The organism is Bacillus sp. 0102A (assembly GCF_036765155.1).
GTDB lineage: Bacteria > Bacillota > Bacilli > Bacillales > Bacillaceae > Bacillus > Bacillus subtilis_G.
Genome location: NZ_JBAIZW010000002.1, coordinates 605,228 through 626,219, shown reverse-complemented (window position 1 = coordinate 626,219; position 20,992 = coordinate 605,228). Strand labels below are relative to the sequence as shown.

21 protein-coding genes and 3 pseudogenes are annotated in these 20,992 nt (G+C 41.8%); 19 read left to right on the top strand and 5 right to left on the bottom strand.

Annotation, left to right across the window (positions count from 1 at the left end; all coding sequences use genetic code 11):
- The first annotated feature begins 220 nt into the window (after positions 1-220).
- Positions 221-1,373, top strand: a pseudogene (locus tag V6D41_RS07335) (IS3 family transposase).
- A 61-nt stretch (positions 1,374-1,434) separates the two neighbouring features.
- Here V6D41_RS07335 and V6D41_RS07330 read toward each other — a convergent pair.
- Entirely contained in the window at positions 1,435-1,800 is a 366-nt protein-coding gene (locus tag V6D41_RS07330; protein ID WP_253269048.1) for a DUF1433 domain-containing protein, read from the bottom strand.
- A gap of 43 nt (positions 1,801-1,843) precedes the next feature.
- On the opposite strand from V6D41_RS07330, the gene V6D41_RS07325 reads away from it, so the two are divergent.
- From V6D41_RS07325 to V6D41_RS07305, 5 genes and pseudogenes are all read left to right on the top strand, one after another.
- Positions 1,844-3,265 (top strand): lipase, encoded by a 1,422-nt coding sequence (locus tag V6D41_RS07325; RefSeq protein WP_442893050.1) that lies wholly within the window; start codon positions 1,844-1,846, stop codon positions 3,263-3,265.
- A gap of 12 nt (positions 3,266-3,277) precedes the next feature.
- On the top strand, positions 3,278-3,583 hold the full coding sequence (locus tag V6D41_RS07320) for a hypothetical protein (RefSeq protein WP_333517741.1): 306 nt from the start codon (positions 3,278-3,280) through the stop codon (positions 3,581-3,583).
- A gap of 31 nt (positions 3,584-3,614) precedes the next feature.
- Positions 3,615-3,740: pseudogene (locus V6D41_RS07315) on the top strand (preQ(1) synthase); the annotation flags it as partial.
- Positions 3,741-3,878: 138 nt separating this feature from the next.
- Positions 3,879-4,301 (top strand): hypothetical protein, encoded by a 423-nt coding sequence (locus tag V6D41_RS07310; protein WP_333517740.1) that lies wholly within the window; start codon positions 3,879-3,881, stop codon positions 4,299-4,301.
- 440 nt (positions 4,302-4,741) lie between these two features.
- Entirely contained in the window at positions 4,742-5,032 is a 291-nt protein-coding gene (locus tag V6D41_RS07305) for a DUF3219 family protein (RefSeq protein WP_333517739.1), read from the top strand.
- 112 nt (positions 5,033-5,144) lie between these two features.
- Here the strand turns inward: V6D41_RS07305 and V6D41_RS07300 are convergent, their stop codons facing one another.
- Positions 5,145-5,339, bottom strand: coding sequence for a YkvS family protein (locus V6D41_RS07300; protein ID WP_010328531.1), 195 nt, complete (start codon positions 5,337-5,339; stop codon positions 5,145-5,147).
- Positions 5,340-5,503: 164 nt separating this feature from the next.
- Here V6D41_RS07300 and V6D41_RS07295 point away from each other — a divergent pair, with 164 nt between their 5' ends.
- From V6D41_RS07295 to pfeT, 5 genes are all read left to right on the top strand, one after another.
- Complete coding sequence (locus tag V6D41_RS07295) at positions 5,504-5,698, top strand: hypothetical protein (protein WP_333517738.1); 195 nt, start codon at positions 5,504-5,506, stop codon at positions 5,696-5,698.
- Positions 5,699-5,994: 296 nt separating this feature from the next.
- A complete protein-coding gene (locus V6D41_RS07290; RefSeq protein ID WP_333517737.1) occupies positions 5,995-6,624 on the top strand; it encodes a cell wall hydrolase in 630 nt (209 codons plus the stop codon).
- 117 nt (positions 6,625-6,741) lie between these two features.
- Positions 6,742-8,079, top strand: a complete 1,338-nt coding sequence (gene ykvU, locus V6D41_RS07285; RefSeq protein ID WP_333517736.1) for a sporulation protein YkvU — start codon at positions 6,742-6,744, stop codon at positions 8,077-8,079.
- Positions 8,080-8,129: 50 nt separating this feature from the next.
- Positions 8,130-8,627 carry an endospore biogenesis thiol-disulfide oxidoreductase StoA gene (gene stoA / locus V6D41_RS07280; RefSeq protein ID WP_333517735.1) on the top strand — a complete coding sequence of 166 codons (498 nt, stop codon included), beginning with the start codon at positions 8,130-8,132 and terminating at the stop codon, positions 8,625-8,627.
- Between the two features lie 233 nt (positions 8,628-8,860).
- Positions 8,861-10,774 (top strand): metal-transporting ATPase PfeT, encoded by a 1,914-nt coding sequence (pfeT, locus tag V6D41_RS07275; protein WP_333517734.1) that lies wholly within the window; start codon positions 8,861-8,863, stop codon positions 10,772-10,774.
- A gap of 36 nt (positions 10,775-10,810) precedes the next feature.
- On the opposite strand, the gene V6D41_RS07270 is transcribed toward pfeT, so the two are convergent.
- On the bottom strand, positions 10,811-11,014 hold the full coding sequence (locus V6D41_RS07270) for a hypothetical protein (protein WP_333517733.1): 204 nt from the start codon (positions 11,012-11,014) through the stop codon (positions 10,811-10,813).
- A gap of 163 nt (positions 11,015-11,177) precedes the next feature.
- Here V6D41_RS07270 and papB point away from each other — a divergent pair, with 163 nt between their 5' ends.
- Entirely contained in the window at positions 11,178-12,272 is a 1,095-nt protein-coding gene (gene papB, locus V6D41_RS07265) for a di/tri-peptidase (protein ID WP_333517732.1), read from the top strand.
- Between the two features lie 50 nt (positions 12,273-12,322).
- On the opposite strand, the gene V6D41_RS07260 is transcribed toward papB, so the two are convergent.
- Entirely contained in the window at positions 12,323-12,448 is a 126-nt protein-coding gene (locus V6D41_RS07260; protein WP_277986990.1) for a hypothetical protein, read from the bottom strand.
- A gap of 105 nt (positions 12,449-12,553) precedes the next feature.
- On the opposite strand from V6D41_RS07260, the gene V6D41_RS07255 reads away from it, so the two are divergent.
- The 7 genes from V6D41_RS07255 to splB all read left to right on the top strand — a co-directional run bounded on the left by V6D41_RS07255 (position 12,554) and on the right by splB (position 20,290).
- Complete coding sequence (locus V6D41_RS07255) at positions 12,554-13,519, top strand: LacI family DNA-binding transcriptional regulator (protein ID WP_333517731.1); 966 nt, start codon at positions 12,554-12,556, stop codon at positions 13,517-13,519.
- Positions 13,520-13,581: 62 nt separating this feature from the next.
- Positions 13,582-14,448 (top strand): glucose PTS transporter transcription antiterminator GlcT, encoded by an 867-nt coding sequence (gene glcT / locus V6D41_RS07250; protein WP_087991008.1) that lies wholly within the window; start codon positions 13,582-13,584, stop codon positions 14,446-14,448.
- Positions 14,449-14,677: 229 nt separating this feature from the next.
- Entirely contained in the window at positions 14,678-16,777 is a 2,100-nt protein-coding gene (gene ptsG / locus V6D41_RS07245; protein ID WP_333517730.1) for a PTS glucose transporter subunit IIABC, read from the top strand.
- Positions 16,778-16,873: 96 nt separating this feature from the next.
- A complete protein-coding gene (locus V6D41_RS07240; RefSeq protein ID WP_003218637.1) occupies positions 16,874-17,140 on the top strand; it encodes a phosphocarrier protein HPr in 267 nt (88 codons plus the stop codon).
- Positions 17,140-18,852 (top strand): phosphoenolpyruvate--protein phosphotransferase, encoded by a 1,713-nt coding sequence (gene ptsP, locus V6D41_RS07235; protein WP_087991010.1) that lies wholly within the window; start codon positions 17,140-17,142, stop codon positions 18,850-18,852. The genes V6D41_RS07240 and ptsP overlap by 1 nt, the downstream gene beginning before the upstream one ends.
- Before the next feature lie 92 nt (positions 18,853-18,944).
- The gene (gene splA, locus V6D41_RS07230; RefSeq protein WP_087991011.1) at positions 18,945-19,184 is read left to right on the top strand and encodes a splAB operon transcriptional regulator SplA; all 240 of its coding nucleotides are present in this window, start codon (positions 18,945-18,947) and stop codon (positions 19,182-19,184) included.
- A 77-nt stretch (positions 19,185-19,261) separates the two neighbouring features.
- Positions 19,262-20,290: a spore photoproduct lyase gene (gene splB / locus V6D41_RS07225; RefSeq protein WP_202328609.1), complete on the top strand. Its 1,029-nt coding sequence runs from the start codon at positions 19,262-19,264 to the stop codon at positions 20,288-20,290.
- Here the strand turns inward: splB and V6D41_RS07220 are convergent.
- Positions 20,287-20,968: pseudogene (locus V6D41_RS07220) on the bottom strand (GNAT family N-acetyltransferase). The gene splB and the pseudogene V6D41_RS07220 sit on opposite strands and share 4 nt — an antisense overlap.
- Positions 20,969-20,992: the final 24 nt, after the last annotated feature.

The following is a 20,992-nucleotide window of genomic DNA, read 5'->3' as shown; positions in this document are numbered from 1 at the left end:
GAATAAAACCGGTTAAGAAGATCGGGAGGACAAGCTTATTTTTAAGGCAAGATGTAGAGGCCTTGAAAAAGGAACTTGAAGCTAATCAGAAATATCGTCCAAACAAATAAACTCCTCACTATGAGGGACTGACCCCATAAAATGAGACAAATAAAAAACACCTTCAAGTTTGAAAACGGATCGTTGTTTATCCGACATTAGACTTGGAGGTGTTTTTTCTATGGGGACAAGAGTGAGTTATCCGGTTGAAGTCAAACAGAAGGCTGTAGACATGAGATTGGCAGGCGTGCCTATGAAAGAGATCATGCAGAAATTGAATATTAAGAATAAGACACAGGTTCAGACATGGGTTAGATGGCATAAGGCTGGGGATACATATCGCTTCGAACAGCCTGTTGGAAAGCAATACACTTACGGAAAAGGTCCGGAGTATGCTTCCGAATTAGAGAAACTGCAGGCAGAGAATCGATACCTGAGACAACAGAATGAAGTGTTAAAAAAGTACAACGAATTGGAAAGGAAGTTGATAGTCAAACGTCAGTCGAATTTGTAGAAGGATTATACAGCACAATGACCGTGCAGGATATCTGTGTTCATTTAGGTATCTCACGAGCGTCTTATTATCGTTGGAAGAAGAATCTGACGAAAGATCACCCCAAACGGCATTTAGAGAAACAAATTGGCGTAGTATGCCGAAAGCACAAGTATCGATATATGGATGTCGAAAAATCACTGCCCTATTAAAAAAGGAAATGTGCATTAACCATAAAACGGTTCAGCGTATCATGCAGAAAAATCAGTGGCAGTGCAGGGTTAAGATGAAGAAACGCAAGAAAAACGGGCAGCCATATGCCGTAGCCCATAATATATTGGATCGGAACTTTCAGTCTGATCGCCCTCTTGAAAAACTAGTAACGGACATCACATATTTGCCTTATGGACAGAAACAATTGTACCTTTCCAGTATATTGGATGTATACAATGGAGAAGTGGTTGCTTTTACGATTGGAGATAAGCAGGACACAGACTTTGTCTTAGACACACTTGATCAGCTGCTAACACTGCCTGAGAACTGCGTGCTACATAGTGACCAAGGTTCAGTATATACATCTTATGAATATCAGACAGCAGTGAAAACAAAAGGCATTACCATGAGCATGTCCCGCAAAGGAACGCCCGCTGATAATGCCTCCATCGAATCGTTTCATTCCTCACTAAAGTCTGAAACGTTCTATCTTAACAGCATTGATCAAACCACGACCGCCATCGTAGAACGCACTGTCAAAGAATACATTTATTATTATAACAATATTAGAATTCAAACGAAACTAAACAGCCGATCACCGATAAACTATCGGCAATTGGCTGTTTGAAAGGTGTTTTGATCCCTGTCTCAAAAACGGGGGTCAGTCCCATGATGTGAATGGGTGTTTTTTAATATTCACATGGTTTTTCTTCGCATTCTGGCTTTTCTTTAGCGTCAACATACGATGAAGTTATAGTGTCATTTGACTTGTCATAAATCCCCCAAAACTCTTTTTCTTTGTTTCCGTTCAAATACCCCTCTGCATTAATACCGCCCATTGGATCTATTTCATATTTGTCCGAGAACTCAATTTTATCTATACCTTCATAGTTAGCATTTATGTAATCAGTCATTCGTTTTTTAGCTTTATCAAATAGTTCTAGTTCTGCAGTCTTAACTTTTTCTTGCTTTTCATCATATTGGTGTTTCATGTATATTCCCCCAAGTGTTATAATGATGATTGCTGACAACAGGATAATAATGTATTTTTTCATAAAACCATCCTTTCAGTGCTTATTTTACATGAGGAGTGTGTCAATGTACATGAGCAAGAAGGCTAAGGTTCCTAATATATCTGACCAAGATTATTATAGTATTAGTCAACTAACTTATCGAGATGAGTATTTGAAAAAACATTTCTCGAAAAAAATACCCGTTAAGATTAATTCAGGAAAACAATATTTTATAGATAAAATCAAAAAAGACCCAGACACAGGGCTAGATGTTTACGTATTTGTCCAAGCCAAGAAAAAAGAGGGCAAATGGGTAAAACCAAAAGAACCAGAAAATGTTGTCGTAGGTTTTCAAGGAACAAATCAGGAACAAATTAAAGCTGATGTTATAAGTGCAGATGGCGGAAACGTAGTAATGGGCAAAGATCCGAAAAAGAAAGTCCAATACATAATGAAAAAAGATGCATCTGAAAACTCTAAAGCTATTGCCAAGTATAACGGCAGTATGGAACAAGCAATGATGATTAAGAGCGGAGAATACAAAATTGTCACTAAGACATCTCAATTTGATCAGGGTGATAAGCTCGTTGCCAATGAAGTGAAAAAGTATGCTGGTACTAACACAGTGATTTCGACAACAGGTCACTCACTTGGAGGAGCAGATGCGGAATACGCTGGTGTAAACAACGACGTTTACAGTGTGGCTTTTAACAACCCTTCCATCGTTAAGCTGCATGATGAAGAAACACAGAAGAAAATCAGAAATGGCGAATTTGATTTGTATCATAAAGCAATCATTAATCCTGATGACATGGTGGGTTCGGGCTGGTTTTTAGAATACGACCGACATAACGGAACTACTATATACACGAAAGATCCAAGCATCGCACGTCAAGATCGTGCTAACCGGCTTAATACGTCTCTAGGAATTCCTGGTGTTTTAGGGAGTCTTATTACCTCCTTCTATGGCCAAGCATTTGCAAAAAATCCTGATACTCATAGTTTAAATGATTCGAACTTTAAGTTTGATAAGAATGGTAATATCCAAAGTGTTGATGGCAGGAACGGAGTGTATAACCAGAATATCGACTCGTTCTCATCTTATTCAGGTATGAATGGACAAACCATTAAAGTGGATGCTAAGTATGCAAAAGAACTGGCTAAACGTTTACAGGCAACTATCGAAGACTTAAAAACAAAGAAACAAGAAATTGAACAATTCCCTCATGATCACAGCAAAATGGTTTATGACGTAAAATCGATTTGCGGGAAGAGATTAGGAGAATTCAAGGATCTAGATCCAAGTGATGTTGATAAAGCTGTATTGTTTCACGCACCTTATGTGAAAGATGGGGCAGCATTTTATGACTCAGAAGAGCATTATCAAACTGAGGCTTCTCTTCACTACTTGATAAGAGATTTAGAGGATATCAGTGAGTTCATTGTTAAAATGGCTGAGGATTTAAAAGATAAGGATAATGAACTAGCAAGCTGGTTACGATTGTAAGGGGGATTTAAATTGCCATATGGAGTTAATATGGATGCAGATGAGTTTTACAGACGGTTACAACAAAATGAAGAATTAAAAAAACTGGTAGGTGCAAGTCTAAAAACCCATTGTCAAAATCTAAAAGAAGACACAAAAAACTCATCAGATTTTTCTTCAGCGGAACAGGTTATTGCCGAGGTTTATGTTGCTTTACTCTCTTCATTTGAAGGGAAAGCGAAAGAAGCGTTAGTACAAAGGCTTAATGAAAATGCGACTATGTTGACAAATGCCATAGAGAACAGAAGTGCTTTTTTGAGGAGTATTAAGGCTAAATAATTGAAATAACCCCCTTCACTATAGATGTGAACCAAGAGGCGGAATTTCCATTGACCCGTACACGAACTACGGAAAGCCGGGCACGAAGTACGAGAAAATGGCGGAATACCGTATGATGAACCATGACTTGTATCCGGAGACGGTTGATAATCGATGATGAATCCAAATGTTATGTCATAGACGTGTGTAATAGCACGTCTATTTTTTTGGTGCTCAAAGTACCCCAATTCGTCTTTTTTGAATTTTTATTTCTTAATATTGAAATCGGATTATAATATGGAAAAGGGGGCTGCTGATGAAAAAATTATTGGTTTGTATGTTGTTATGTCTTGCGCTAAGTTTGAATGTCCAAACTACGATTGCATTGGCTGCTAAAGATGAAACAAAAGTCAGTTTTATTATGACAAAAGATCAAACTGGTTTTTTTATAGCAAACCATAATAACCCTTATGATCCAGGATGGCTCTATTACAGATTTACAATATTGAATGCAGAAGGGTGCACGCTTACCATGAAACTGCAGAGGATGACATTAGGCGGAGATTTTATTACGATAAGTGAGAAAGAGTTTACTGGCAACCATTTTGATTATAGCGCCGCCGATTATATTCCGGGAACCAAGTTGAGAAACCATTACTTGGACATTACGAAAGGATCTGGCTGCGGAGATGTTAGCATCGAAGGCTATTACGGTGCTGAATATGAGGGGACTGACTGATTGTCAATCAAGGCGAGCAAAAGAGCTTGGCTCGATTAAAGGCGGGTTTTTGTCAGACAAATGAGTATCTTCTCCTTTTATATATCAACAACATGATCCGAGAGGAAAAAGGTGAACGTCCGCTATCTTGTATCCGTATCTGCGCTGCCGAGCACATATCTTTTCGTTTTATCCTCAAAACCGTGTCCTGAAACCGTATTCATTACTGGGACTTATGTAAAAAAGACGAGTGAATCTGGGGGAATTCCACTCGCCGCTTTCTCATGAAAAGACGGGAAGCTGGATGGCAGCTCGTCTGTTTTATTATAATTTATCGAACATACGTTTGTAAAGATGTCTTTTCTAAAGAAATGGGTAACATAACTGTTGTCAGAACAGATTCATTGTAAACGTTCGCTAAGGTATGCTAAGATGCATGGACTTTAAAGGAGTGATACGAAGTGAAGACATTGCAATTAAACGATGTAACGCTAGAAATGGATGCATATAAAGTGGAAAGCGAGCCGAAGCGCAAAATCGCTTTTACCCTAAATGTTACGAGTGAGACTTACCACGATATCGCTGTCCTGTTATATGATAAAACGTTCAACGTCGAGGTTCCTGACGAGAATCTTGCCTTCCGGGGTGAGATCACAAATTACTCAACGTCAATGACCAACCTGTATGAATCAGGATCCGTTAGTGAGTTCCATATAGAAATAACGGAAACAGACCAAAACGCCGATTCATAATTGGTGTTTTTTATGCAAAAAAGCTGCCGGCCGGCAGCTTTTGAGAAAGCAAATTTCATATGTAAGGTGTCTAATTGTTGGTCTTGCAGTTTTTGCGAATGAATGTGGGAGTTTAGGAGGTTTTATAGGAGTCTCTGATGATCTTATAATTCTTATGATTAACAACTGTCAATGAATCTAACTCAAGATCCCGGTAGTTATCCATGATCGTCACATCAACGATTACAGAATTCTCATTTACTTTTTCAACAACACCGGTTAATCCATTTTTAAATTCAATGACGTTTCCAACCTTAGCGATTTTCACAAGCTTCCTCTCCTTTTAACATAATAATGCCTTTTGAAAGTATTTTGCAGTATTTTCATTAAGAAGTAAAGCGATAAGGAGTTTTATCTCCCTAATGAATTGTCCAGAGGCGATAAAGATGATATATTGATTTTCGTCAAAAGAAAGAAAAGGGGGAATTTTCGTTGCGTCCCGAAGAGATAATACAAATGATTGAACAGCTGCGCACCGGCGCAATAAACGAACTGAGAGTCCAGAAAGAGCATTTCCTGGATTTCAGGGCCGTGTTATCTAAACAAGATGATTTTAAACATTTCCGAGGAATTGCCCAGCAAGGCGGAGATGTGATATTTCAATACTTAAAACAGCCAAGAAGCTGAAGGTTTCTCATTTGTGAGAAGCCTTTTTCTCATTTATGACAGAATACAGATCTTTTTTACAAGCAACTGTAACAGGCGTAAACAAAATGTAAAACGCCAAAAATGGATAAAAATGTTTCGAATTTACAAGTTTTATAGAATTTCAGGCTGTTTTCCTTCCATTAAATAGCATGTCATTCGGTATATTCCATCCTGATGCCTCCTTGGGAGAGTTGGAAAATCTTTTTCCGTGAAACTGAATGGATCTCTTGTTAAGGTTATGAAGTGTTTTTTGAGCACTGTAAGGAGGAAATTGTATGACGACGAAATTCACTGCTCTGGCTGTTTTTCTTCTTTGTTTTATGCCTGCAGCAAAAATTGAACATACACAAGCTTCACTAATGAGCACAAAGAAGACAAAACATGAAGAAGCGAAATGGCTTACACATATAGAACGAGACACAGACGGATCTTTCCCTTCACTGTCTGCTGATAAGGGCGAGAAAAAAATAAAACCGATCAAGCTATCAGCAAACACTGAAAAGAAAGAGAAAGACAAGCCAGCCAAAACAAATGAAAATAAAGAAGCATATACTCATTCTGAAAAAGATTTGCTGTCCCGTCTCGTTCACGCAGAGGCAAAAGGAGAATCATATAAAGGCAAGGTCGCTGTAGCAAGCGTTGTGCTGAACAGAACAGAGAAAAAAGGTTTTCCTGATACCATAAGAGGCGTGATTTATCAGACAAACGCCTTTGAACCGGTTTCAAACGGAAGTATTAATCAAAAGCCTGATAAAGATTCAATTGCTGCTGCCGAAGAAGCGCTGTCCTCAGAAAATAGAGAAACAGATGCCGTATTCTTTTATAATCCGAAAACAGCGTCAGATGATTGGATTCGCTCAAGAAAAATTGTAGAAAGAATCGGCAGGCACGTTTTTGCCATCTAAGCATAGAATAGACAATTTGTCTCTTCTATGCTTTTTTTTATATAAAGAGTAAAAATAAAATAATTTTTGAACTTGTCTCATATGATGTTGGTAGTACAAGAGACAAGGAGAGACATCATGAATCGATTTGTGAAAGGGATCATTCTTTTATCCATTGCCGCCTTTTTCGCTGAATGCCTTGAATTTGTCGTGAATATGATTTTGGCGCGGGAGCTTGGCGAGCATGGGATGGGGCTTTACATGAGTATATTGCCTACGATTTTTTTAATTATCGTCATCGCAAGCTTGGAACTGCCGATTTCGATTTCTAAATTCATTGCCGAATCAAACCCTAAGCTACATGAAAGCATGCTGAGGCACGCTTTCAGAATGACAGCCGTTTTTACAGCGTTTTCTACTGCCGCCGCCAGTATTGCGCTTCCGTTTATTCCCGTATTTGATACATACCACCCGTTTATTAAAGGGATTGTCGTTGGCTTAATTCCTATTGTCGCTTTTACTTCAATCGCCAGAGGCTACTTTATGGGTGTGCAAAAAATGGGAAAGATCGCAATTGCCAATGCGCTGAAAAAAATCATTCAGCTCTTGTGCTTATTCCTCTTTTTTCAATGGTACTCATTCGAGTTGGACATGGCCGTGCTGGTTTCCTTGTTTGTCCTAGTCGTGAGTGACGTGGTCGTGCTTGTTTATTTATATTCACAATTTATCATGGCGAGGCGGGCGGTATCCGGCCAGCAGCACATTCATTTGCGCGGAAAGGATGTAAGGAAAAGACTGCTTGCCGTTTCAATTCCTACAACAGGACTGCGTATTTTTCATGCCGTTGTCAATGCGATTGAACCCTTTTTAGTAAAAGGGGCGCTTTTGGCAGCGGGCGTTGCCGGGACAGCGGCGATTGATCAATACGGAATGCTCGCCGGTGTGGCTGTAACCATAGGTTCGTTCCCCGCTTTTATTGCCCATTCGTTAATGGTTGTCATGATACCGAATATTTCCGAAGCTTATGCGCTTTCACAGTATGACATCGTATTAAAAAGGCTGAAGCAGTCGATTTTCATTACTCTTGGCTATGGTATACCGGCTGTCTGGATCATGTTTCAGTTTGCAGGACCCCTGACACATTTATTTTTTCACTCTCCTGAAGCGCAGTATTACTTGCAGCTGTTGTGGCCATACTTTCTCTTTCATCTGTTTGTCATGCCGCTGCAGGCGTGCTTAATCGGGATGGGGTTTGTGAAAGAAGCTTTTTATCACAATGTATGGAGTCATATCGTTGCGCTAAGTATGATGTATGTGCTGGGATCAATGGAGAATCTGCAAATGCTCGGTATTATCCTAGGGATGAACACCGGCATGATTTTGCTGACGAGCCTGCACTATGCCACGATCTGCAAAGCGCTGCGAGTATCTGTTTTCCTTACAGGAGGAAACAGAACGCCGCGAATTGAAGGATGATAAAGAAAAAGCGGGGGCAAGCTAATTGAAAAGCATGAAAGGAAGATTCCATGTTGACGAAGCGTTTGCTTACTGTATGCCTTATGTTATTGGGGATGATTGCGTTTTTTCCCTATGTGGCAGCAGCTGAGGATAAACAGCCTGCAGTTCCCGCTGTTTTTCTTATGAAAACAATAGAAGGGGAGGATATCTCGATCCCGAATAAAGGACAAAAAACGATCCTGCATTTTTGGACATCGTGGTGTCCGCCCTGCAAAAAGGAGCTTCCCCAGTTTCAATCATATTATGATGCCCATCAAACAGACAGTGTAAAGCTGGTAACGGTGAATTTAGTGAACGCGGAACAAAATCAGCAAACCGTTGAAGACTTTATTAAAGCAAACAAGCTGACATTTCCGATTGTTCTTGATTCAAAAGGAGAATTGATGAAGGAATATCATATCATAACGATCCCAACTTCGTTTTTGCTGAATGAAAAGGGCGAAATTGAAAAAACAAAAGTAGGCCCGATGACGGCAGAACAACTGAAAGAATGGACGGAAGAATAGCTGAGAGCATAGACTCTCAGCTTTTTTCATATCATGACGATGGATAAACGTTAATGATAATTATTATCAAAAAGAAATTAAAATAATTATAATTGAAATTCTCTTCGTGCGTGCTATAATAAAGGAAGACATCAAGAAATAATTGACGATAAAGCTGCCTTATGGGCGGCAATTTTGTTTTTATAAGGGAAATGAAGATGATTTGCGTTCTCAATTAGAGAGGGGAATTTAATATGAATGAACAAGTTATCGCTCAACACGATCCGCACGAGCCATTAAAAACAGAACAGAGAGAAAAAAACTGGGCGCAGCATGCCGAGCTTATTGCAGCGCTCGTGTCAGGCGCTCTTATTTTGGCCGGATGGCTTTTATCCGGACATCAAGTATTATCAGTAACGCTTTACTTGCTGGCTTTTGTGATCGGCGGGTTTGCTAAAGCAAAGGAAGGAATCGAAGAAACGTTCGAATCCAAAACACTGAATGTAGAACTTTTAATGATTTTCGCTGCCATTGGTTCCGCCTTGATCGGATACTGGGCAGAGGGTGCTATTTTAATATTTATTTTTTCCTTAAGCGGAGCTTTAGAAACATACACGATGAACAAAAGCAGCAGAGATTTAACTTCTTTGATGCAGCTTGAGCCAGAAGAAGCGACACTGATGGTCAATGGCGAAACCAAAAGAGTTGCGGTTTCCGACTTGCAGGCCGGTGATATGATTGTGATCAAACCTGGAGAACGGGTAGCGGCAGACGGTGTCATTGAATCGGGCTCAACAAGCCTTGATGAGTCAGCATTAACAGGTGAGTCAATGCCTGTGGAAAAAAACACCGGTGACGCTGTATTTACGGGGACTGTGAATCGCAACGGCTCCTTGACCGTCCGTGTCACAAAAGCAAATGAAGATTCGTTATTCAGAAAAATCATCAAACTGGTTGAATCTGCGCAAAGCAGTGTTTCACCCGCGCAGGCTTTCATCGAACGATTTGAAAATGCCTATGTAAAAGGTGTGCTGATTGCGGTGGGGCTCTTGTTATTCGTGCCGCACTTTGCGCTGGGGTGGAGCTGGAGTGAAACCTTCTACCGCGCAATGGTGTTTATGGTTGTCGCCTCACCTTGTGCGCTTGTCGCCTCTATTATGCCGGCGGCGCTTTCCTTGATTTCAAATGGCGCCCGCAACGGTATGCTTGTAAAAGGAAGCGTCTTTCTTGAGCAGCTGGGCTCTGTGCAAATGATCGCCTTTGACAAAACGGGCACTGTAACAAAAGGCCAGCCTGCCGTTGAAACTCTTAGAATCGCAGAAGGATTCAGCGAAACGGAGGTTCTAGAGGCCGTCTATGCCATCGAAACACAATCAAGCCATCCGCTCGCTCAAGCCATAACAGCGTACGCTGAAAGCCGCGGCGTGAATCAGACCGGCTACATATCTATAGAAGAAACATCAGGGTTTGGTGTTATGGCAGAAGTGTCGGGCGCGAAATGGAGGATCGGTAAAGCGGGTTTTATCGGCGAGGAAAAGGCAGCACAATTTATAAATCAAACAGCATCAGAAGTCATTCAAAGCGGCCAAACGGTTGTATTTGTGAAAAAGGATGATCAAATAGCGGGCTGTATCGCACTGAAAGATCAAATCAGGACTGAAGCAAAAGAGGTCATGGAAGAATTGAACCGACTAGGGATTAAAACGGCCATGCTGACAGGAGATCATGAGGACACGGCTCAAGCAATAGCGAAGGAAGCCGGAATGACAACTGTTGCGGCAGAGTGCCTGCCTGACCAAAAAGTGAATGAGATCAAACGATTAAAAGAAGAATTCGGAACGATTGCAATGGTCGGTGACGGAATCAATGATGCGCCGGCCCTTAAAGCGGCGGATATCGGCATTGCAATGGGCGGCGGGACAGATGTCGCTCTTGAGACCGCTGATATGGTCCTCATGCAAAATGATTTGAAAAAGCTTGTAAACATGTGCCGCTTGTCACGGAAAATGAACAGGATTGTCAAACAAAATATCGTGTTCTCTCTAGCTGTGATCTGCCTGCTGATTTGTGCAAACTTTTTACAGGTGATGGAATTGCCATTTGGCGTGATTGGTCATGAGGGAAGTACAATCTTGGTGATATTGAACGGGTTAAGGCTTTTAAAATAAAAACAGCAGTCCAATCGGGCTGCTGTTTTTTACGGATTAAATTTTACCTTCTTTTTTGTCTTTATCAGATCTTTTCGTAACCATGATAAGCGCAAGGATGCAGCAAAGGAAACCCGCTGCACAGCCTATGATCGAGCTGTAATAATAAAAGCCGGCCATCTTCATACCGATAAAAGGAGCCGAAATCCCCAAAACCGTTAAGAGCATGATTGCTTTTCGTCTGAAAAAATTCATCAGCAAAACGGAACAACTCCCTGCGATTGAACTCTACTGTCAGTATACAGGATGAGGGGAAGGAAATAAAATGGATCGGAAAATGAAGGCCCCGCGAAAGGCAAACACCTGTAAAACCTGTTACAATGGAAGACAGAACGATGCATTGAAATGGCAAGGAGGACAAGAAGTGAATAGAATACAACGCGTCTCTTCATGGCTGAAGGAACAGAGGCATACTGCCGCATTTATTCATACGAAAGAAAATGTTTTTTACTTAACCGGTTTTTACACAGAACCGCATGAAAGATTGATGGGTTTATTTATTTTTCAAGAAGAGGAGCCTTTCTTTGTGTGTCCCGGTATGGAAGCAGACCAGGCCCGCAACGCAGGCTGGAATCATGAAATCATTGGCTATGCGGATCACGAAAATCCGTGGGAGCTGATAAAGAAAGCCTTGAAAAAGCGAAATATCAGCATACATACACTAGCAGTAGAAAAGGATTCGATTTCACTATCACGCGCAGATCAGCTGAAGCATTCTGCCGGCGGGGCTCAGTTTGTATCAGCTGAAGAAACACTTAACCAATTTCGCCTGATTAAAGACGACAAGGAAATACGTTTGCTGAAAGAGGCGGCGAAGCTTGCTGATTACGGTGTTGAAGTTGGCGCAGCCGCTTTGCGTGAAGGCATTAGTGAAGTGGAAGTGCTCGCTCAAATCGAGTATGAGCTGAAGAAAAAAGGAATCCAGGGCATGTCATTCTCCACAATGGTTTTATTCGGAACAAAATCAGGCCAGCCCCACGGAAACCCGGGTTCAGCCACATTGAAGAAAGGTGATTTTGTTTTATTTGATCTCGGTGTTATTCTTGACGGCTACTGCTCTGATATTACAAGAACTTTTGCATACAAGACCATCAATCCGAAGCAAGAGGAGATTTATGAGACGGTGCTTCAAGCGGAAAAAGCCGCGATGGAGGCAAGTAAACCCGGTGTCAGAATCGGCGATCTTGATTTAACTGCCCGAGGAATTATTGAAAAAGCGGGATACGGAGATTATTTTCCTCACCGGCTGGGGCACGGACTTGGGATTTCTGTCCATGAGTACCCATCAATGAGCCACGCCAACGATACATTGCTGCAGGAAGGCATGGTCTACACGATCGAACCGGGGATTTATGTGCCTGAGATCGGCGGCGTGCGCATTGAGGATGACGTTCATGTAACAAAGGACGGAGCGGTTGCTCTGACCCAATATCCAAAGGAATTAATCATACTGCCGTAACAGGAAATAAAAAAGGACTTTGTTCTCGACATCGTCCTTTTTTGTCTGCATTAAATAAAAAAATCATCAAATGTTCGAAATGGTTTAATTTCATGTTTTTGGTCGAGAGGTTTTACAGCAAGGCAGCTGCCGCCAAGAACAGTCAGACATAACCCGATTAAAATGAAGAAACCCATGTAATCTTCTCCTTTCAGCTGAAAACATAAAATATGTCTGGTATGTTCATATCATATTGTATGAAACGCATTCCAGATCAAGGGGATTTAGAAAGAAGGGAATCTATGGCTAATATTAAAGACATTGCAGAAAAAGCCGGTGTCTCTGTTACAACGGTTTCCCGAGTCATAAACAATCATCCTTACGTCAGTGAAGACAAAAGAAATAGGGTGCTTGAGGCAATGGAAGCATTGGCGTACGCGAGAAATATTCACGCTGTGCATTTATCGAAAGGATTTTCAAACATGATTGGCGTTGTCTTGCCGACGATTAATCTCCCTTATTTTGCAGAGCTGATTGCAGGGATAGCCGACGCAGCCGCGGAATCCGGAATTCACCTCTCTTTATTCCAAACAAACTATGATGTGGAGAAAGAAATTTTTGCGCTGTCCCAGTTAAAGCAACGGCAGGTTGACGGGTTGATTTTTTGTTCGAAATCGCTTGCTGATGAGGAGCTCATCGAATGGGAGGGCCCGATATTGCTTTGCCAGAATTCAGATATCGGCCGTTTTCCAACCATCAGCATTCCTCACCACCAAGCATTCAGGTGCGGCTTGGACTATTTAATTACCAAAGGGCATAAAAAAATAGCAATCTGTTTGGCAAGAAAAAAGGGCATGAACAGCCATTTTCGAATCAAAGCCTATAAAGAAGCATTGGAAGAGATCGGAGAGGCCTTTCATGAAGACTGGGTGATTGAGAAAGCGATTACAATCAATGATGGAAAGGCGCTTTTTCATAAGTGGAAAAAGTGGAAGGAAAAACCGACGGCTATTTTCGTTGCCAATGATCAAGTGTCAGCAGGGCTTTTACTTGAAGCGAAGGCCCAGCGGCTATCGGTACCGGATGAACTTGCCATCTTAAGCGTTGATAACCACGAAATCAGTCAATCGCTTGGTGTCACAACGATCGATATTCAAACAAAAGAAATGGGAAAGCAGGCGTTTGCCATGCTGGAAAAAAGAATTCAGGGACAGCCGATTGAGAGGAAAGTTCTCGATTACCGCCTCATCGAAAGATCGACTGTTTAGTGAAAGCATCGAAAAAAGGTTTGACGTGCATTCCGTTCGTTATGTACGATATGAGGTATTGAATGACAAAGGAGCTGAGGATCGTGAATGGGTCCTTTACAGTGAAAAAGGTACTGAATAATAACGTATTAATTGCTTCTCATCATAAATACAGCGAAGTCGTTTTAATCGGAAAAGGTATTGGTTTCGGAAAAAAACAAGATGATGTCATTGAAGATAAAGGCTACGAAAAAATGTTCATTTTAAAGGACGAGAAGGAACAAAAACAGTTTAAAAAGCTCCTTGACTATGTTGATGAAAAGCTCGTTGATATTTCAAACGATGTCATCTATCACATCAGCAACAGGACTAACCACTCATTAAATGAACATATTCACATTGCGCTTACAGATCATATCGCATTTGCGATCAAAAGACAGCAGCAGGGCTTTGATATGAAAAATCCATTTTTAATGGAGACTCAGTCACTATATCCTGATGAATACCAAATAGCCAAAGAAGTCATAGAAATGATCAATGAAAAAGCGGGAATCTGTCTTCCGGAGGGGGAGATCGGTTTTATCGCCCTGCATATCCATTCGGCCCTGACAAACCGTCCGCTGTCCGAAGTCAATCAGCACTCGCAGCTGATGGCGCAGCTTGTCGAGGTGATTGAAGACTCATTTCAAATGAAAGTAAACAAGGAAAGTGTCCACTATTTGCGGCTGATCCGGCATATCAGATTTACTATAGAAAGAATTAAAAAAGAAGAACCGACTAAAGAACCAGAAAAATTAATGTTGTTATTGAAAAATGAATATCCACTATGCTACAATACAGCTTGGAAATTGATTAAAATCTTGCAGCAAACATTGAAGAAACCAGTTCATGAGGCGGAAGCGGTTTATCTGACGCTTCATCTGTACCGATTAACCAATAAAATTTCATAAATTCAGTTTATCCTTATAACGTGTTACTGATCCGATCAGGCATGAGTGATTGAGGGGAAAAAACGGGAAGTCTATTCTCGTTCTTTTGTGCACCCGATTTTGCTCATGCCCTTTTTGTTGTGTAAAAGGGCAAATGTAAACGGTTAAACTGGGAGACTTACGCCTGTGAATTCGTTGTCATGATTTTTAGCTGTAAGGTCAGACTAGTAAAAAGAGGAGGTCAATTCTTATGTTTAAAGCATTATTCGGCGTTCTTCAAAAAATCGGGCGTGCGCTTATGCTTCCAGTTGCGATCCTTCCGGCTGCGGGTATCTTACTTGCGATCGGAAATGCGATGCAAAATAAGGACATGATTGAAGTCCTGCATTTCTTGAGCAATGACAATGTCCAGCTCGTAGCAGGTGTTATGGAAAGCGCTGGACAAATTGTTTTTGATAATCTTCCGCTTCTATTCGCAGTAGGTGTAGCCATCGGGCTTGCCAACGGTGATGGAGTTGCAGGGATTGCTGCAATTATCGGTTATCTGGTGATGAACGTATCCATGAGTGCGGTTCTTGTTGCAAACGGAACCATTCCTTCCGATTCAATCGAAAGAGCCAAGTTCTTCACGGAAAACCATCCTGCATATGTAAACATGCTTGGTATACCTACCTTGGCGACAGGCGTGTTCGGCGGTATTATCGTCGGTGTGTTAGCGGCATTATTGTTCAACAGATTTTACACAATTGAACTGCCGCAATATCTTGGTTTCTTTGCGGGTAAACGTTTCGTTCCAATTGTTACGTCAATTTCTGCACTGATTCTGGGTCTTATTATGTTAGTGATCTGGCCTCCGATCCAGCATGGATTGAATTCCTTTTCAACAGGATTAGTGGAAGCGAATCCAACCCTTGCTGCATTTATCTTCGGGGTGATCGAACGCTCACTTATTCCATTCGGTTTGCATCACATTTTCTATTCGCCGTTCTGGTATGAATTCTTCAGCTATAAGAGTGCTGCAGGAGAAATCATCCGCGGGGATCAGCGTATCTTTATGGCGCAGATTAAAGACGGCGTACAGTTAACAGCAGGTACGTTCATGACAGGTAAATATCCATTTATGATGTTCGGTCTGCCTGCTGCGGCGCTTGCGATATATCATGAAGCAAAACCGAAAAACAAAAAACTTGTTGCAGGTATTATGGGTTCAGCGGCCTTGACATCCTTCTTAACAGGGATCACAGAGCCATTGGAATTCTCATTCCTATTCGTTGCCCCTATCTTGTTTGCGATTCACTGTGTGTTCGCGGGACTTTCATTCATGGTCATGCAGCTGTTGAATGTTAAGATTGGTATGACATTCTCCGGCGGTTTAATTGACTACTTCCTATTCGGTATTTTGCCGAACCGGACGGCATGGTGGCTTGTCATTCCTGTCGGCTTAGCGATTGCGGTCATTTACTACTTCGGGTTCCGATTTGCCATCCGCAAATTTAATCTGAAAACACCTGGACGCGAGGATGCTGCGGCTGAAACTGCATCAACTGGGAAAACAGGTGAAGCTGGAGAGCTTCCTTATGAGATCCTGCAGGCAATGGGTGACCAGGAAAACATCAAACACCTTGATGCTTGTATCACTCGTCTGCGTGTGACTGTAAACGATCAGAAAAAGGTTGATAAAGACCGTCTGAAACAGCTTGGCGCTTCCGGCGTGCTGGAAGTCGGCAACAACATTCAGGCTATTTTCGGTCCTCGTTCTGACGGTTTAAAAACACAAATGCAAGACATCATTGCGGGACGCAAGCCAAGACCTGAACCGACAACATCTGCTCAAGAAGAAGTAAGTCAGCAGGTTGAGGAAGTCATTGCAGAACCGCTGCAAAATGAAATCGGCGAGGAAGTTTTCGTTTCTCCGATTGCCGGAGAAATTCACCCGATTACTGATGTTCCTGATCAAGTTTTCTCAGGAAAAATGATGGGTGACGGTTTTGCGGTTCTCCCTTCAGAAGGTATTGTCGTATCACCGGTTCGAGGAAAAATTCTAAATGTGTTCCCGACGAAACATGCGATCGGCCTGCAATCCGACGGCGGAAGAGAAATTTTGATCCACTTTGGTATTGATACTGTCAGCCTGAAGGGCGAAGGATTTACGTCTTTCGTATCAGAAGGAGACCGCGTGGAGCCTGGACAGAAACTTCTTGAAGTTGATCTGGAAGCAGTCAAACCAAATGTACCGTCTCTTATGACACCGATTGTGTTTACGAACCTTGCTGAAGGAGAAACAGTCAGCATTAAGGCAAGCGGCTCAGTCAACAGAGAACAAGAAGAAATTGTGAAGATTGAAAAATAAGGTGTTAGTACGCTGTGCTTGTCAGATGACAAGTACGGCTGTATGATATAATATTGTGAAGTAATATAGCTTTAAGTTAAAAGGAGAATGATAAAAATGGCACAAAAAACATTTAAAGTAACTGCAGATTCTGGAATCCACGCTCGTCCTGCGACAGTTCTTGTACAAACTGCAAGCAAATACGACGCTGACGTGAATTTAGAATATAACGGCAAAACAGTAAACCTTAAATCTATCATGGGTGTTATGTCTCTAGGTATCGCTAAAGGCGCTGAGATCACAATCTCTGCTACTGGCGCTGACGAAAACGATGCTCTTAACGCTTTAGAAGAAACAATGAAAAGCGAAGGACTCGGCGAGTAATGCAAGAATTAAAAGGGATTGGCGCTTCAGCCGGCATCGCGATTGCAAAAGCGTACCGGCTTGAAGAGCCAGATTTAACGGTTGAAAAGAAAAACATCTCTGATTCTGAAGCGGAAGTAAGCCGTTTTGATGAAGCGATTGCACGTTCAAAAGAAGAGCTCGAAAAAATCAAAGAACACGCTCTGAAAGAACTTGGTCAGGATAAAGCTGACATTTTTTCTGCTCACCTTTTAGTTCTCAGTGACCCTGAGCTTCTAAACCCTGTGAAAGAAAAAATCAGCACTGATTCAGTGAACGCTGAATTCGCTTTAAAAGAAACGTCTTCTATGTTCGTTACTATGTTTGAATCAATGGACAACGAATATATGAAAGAGCGTGCGGCTGATATCCGCGACGTAACAAAACGTGTAACCGGCCACTTGCTTGGTGTCGAAATTCCAAACCCGAGCATGATCTCAGAAGAGGTTATTATTATAGCTGAAGACTTAACACCGTCTGACACAGCTCAATTAAACCGTGAGTTCGTAAAAGGATTCACAACTGATATCGGCGGACGCACATCTCACTCTGCCATCATGGCGCGTTCTCTTGAGATTCCTGCAGTTGTTGGTACGAAAGCGGCTACAGGAACGATCCAAAACGGCGTAACTGTTATCGTTGACGGTATTAATGGCGATGTCATTATCGACCCATCTGCGGAAACTGTAAAAGAGTATGAGGAAAAACATAATGCTTATTTGGCTCAAAAAGCTGAATGGGCGAAGCTTGTCAATGAACCGACTGTCTCAAAAGACGGACATCATGTAGAGCTTGCAGCGAACATCGGTACTCCTGATGATGTGAAAGGCGTTCTTGAAAATGGCGGGGAAGCAGTTGGCCTTTACCGTACAGAATTCCTTTACATGGGAAGAGATCAGCTGCCTACAGAAGATGAGCAGTTTGATGCATATAAAACGGTTCTTGAGCGTATGGAAGGAAAATCAGTTGTCGTGCGGACACTTGATATTGGCGGAGACAAAGAGCTTCCTTACCTGCATCTTCCTAAAGAAATGAACCCGTTCTTGGGATACAGAGCGATTCGTCTTTGCCTTGAAGAGCAAGAAATCTTCAGAACACAGCTTCGCGCGCTGCTTCGTGCAAGTACATACGGAAACCTGAAAATCATGTTCCCTATGATTGCGACAGTTAACGAATTTAAAGAAGCAAAAGCGATCCTTCTTGAAGAGAAAGAAAAGCTTGTCAAAGCGGGACAGACTGTATCTGACGATATTGAAGTCGGTATGATGGTTGAAATTCCGTCAACTGCAGTCATTGCTGATCAGTTTGCTAAAGAAGTTGATTTCTTCAGTATTGGAACAAACGATTTGATTCAATACACAATGGCTGCTGACCGTATGAATGAGCGTGTATCTTATCTGTATCAGCCATACAACCCTGCAATCCTTCGCTTGATTACTCTCGTAATTGAAGCGGCACACAAAGAAGGAAAATGGGTTGGCATGTGCGGAGAAATGGCTGGAGACGAAATTGCGATCCCGATCCTTCTCGGCTTAGGCTTAGATGAGTTCTCAATGAGCGCAACTTCTATCCTTCCGGCAAGAACACAAATCAGCAAATTGTCTAAACAAGAAGCTGAGTCATTCAAAGAGAAAATTTTATCTATGAGCACGACAGAAGAAGTTGTCGCGTTCGTAAAAGAAACATTCAAGTAATGTATATAAAAACCAGACGGCCTTCGGCCTGTCTGGTTTTTTTCATAAGCAAGGGTATAGAAGGGCACAATAATATGGCGAGGAGGGATAGTATGTCAAACCAATTTAACGCAGGAGATACAGTGTACGTGATCTACAGAAATCCGCACGCCGCCAATGTTGCCCATATTAAGGAAGCCGAAATTATGCACCATCCATACCATGAAGGTGAGCTTTCCCTGTTTATTTTTGAAACTTATCATCCGTTTGCAGAGGATGATGCTGTGTTTGCAAGCTATGAAGAAGCGAAATCACTTTACAAAGAACTATTTGATATCGATCCATACGAGTAACAAGGAAATCATTACAACTCATATCCTTTCCGTCTTATGAGAAAAGTAACGGTAGTAAAGGAAAAGGATGTGGCATTATGCAGAACCCATTTGTTCCGCAGCTTGTGTATATTGAACCGAGAGCGCTGGAATATCCGCTGGCCCAAGAATTACAGGAAAAATTTGAGAACATGGGCATTGAAATCAGAGAAACGACATCCCACAATCAGGTGCGTAATATTCCAGGGAAAAATCATCTTCAGCAATATCGCAACGCGAAATCAACTTTAGTCATCGGTGTGAGAAAAACATTAAAGTTTGACTCTTCCAAACCCTCGGCTGAATACGCCATTCCGTTTGCCACAGGCTGTATGGGGCATTGCCATTACTGCTACCTGCAAACAACCATGGGGTCAAAGCCGTATATCAGAACCTATGTAAACGTTGAAGAGATATTGGACCAGGCTGATAAGTATATGAAGGAGCGCGCGCCGGAGTTCACAAGGTTTGAAGCCTCATGTACGTCAGACATAGTAGGAATTGATCATCTGACACACTCGCTGAAGCACGCCATTGAACATTTTGGACAAAGTGAGCTTGGAAAGCTGAGATTTGTAACGAAATTTCATCATGTCGATCACCTATTAGACGCAAAGCATAACGGGAAAACGAGATTCAGATTCAGTATTAATGCCGACTATGTGATTAAAAACTTTGAGCCGGGAACCTCACCTCTTGATAAACGGATAGAAGCCGCAGTAAAAGTTGCAAAAGCAGGATATCCGCTAGGCTTTATTGTTGCACCGATTTATATTCATGAAGGCTGGGAAGAAGGATACAGACATTTGTTTGAAAAACTTGATGCTGCTTTGCCGCAGGATGTCAGACATGATATTACGTTTGAATTAATTCAGCACCGTTTTACAAAGCCGGCCAAACGAGTGATTGAGAAGAATTATCCAAAGACAAAGCTCGAATTAGATGAAGAAAAACGGCGTTATAAATGGGGCCGTTACGGAATCGGGAAATATATTTATCAGAAAGATGAAGAGCATGATCTTCGGGAAAAGCTTGAATCCTATATTGATACTTATTTCCCTAATGCGAAAATAGAATATTTCACTTAAACGGGCTGTGATGATGAACAGCTCGCTTTTTTATAAAAGGATTTTTCATCCCATTAAAACACCGAAATTCAATGATTCTTTATCCTCTAAATAATTGCCGACTAGACGAATCGGTGAACGGCCGCAATGAGGGAGAAAGGACAGCACAGGGCCTTTTTTTCCTGCATCCATCACATCTTCAACGTATCGTTATCGTACAGCGCTGATCTCGTGTGCGTATTATGATAAAAAGGAATACGCCCGCCGCCTAGAAGGCGCTCGAGCCGTTTGTCAACAGTCAGCTCATACATCGTGTTCATCAGCCATTTTCCGATTCCAAGCTTCCGATATTGAGGAGAAACTGAAATATCCACTACATATAAAGGATTTCCATGAGGATCATGATTTTTAATTGATCCGCTGTCTGTCGCGCCCCGCCCATGTATGGTCAGGAGATTCAGGCTCAAAATGTACGATAAGGGCGGTCATAGAACCGACAATTCAGCCATTGACCAGCGCGCATAAAGCGCCCTCCGGAAAGGTTTTGATGTGGTGTCAAGCTGTTCCTCTGACCAAACAATTCTTCAGAAAACGGAGGAGGAAAACAATCTTTTTGAAGAGAAATCAGCCCTTTTATGTCAGTCTCCTAATAGTTTCTGATGGAAGAGCCTCAAATTTTCTGCCGTTGGGCACGTATATTGTTTTCGTATGATCATCACCCTC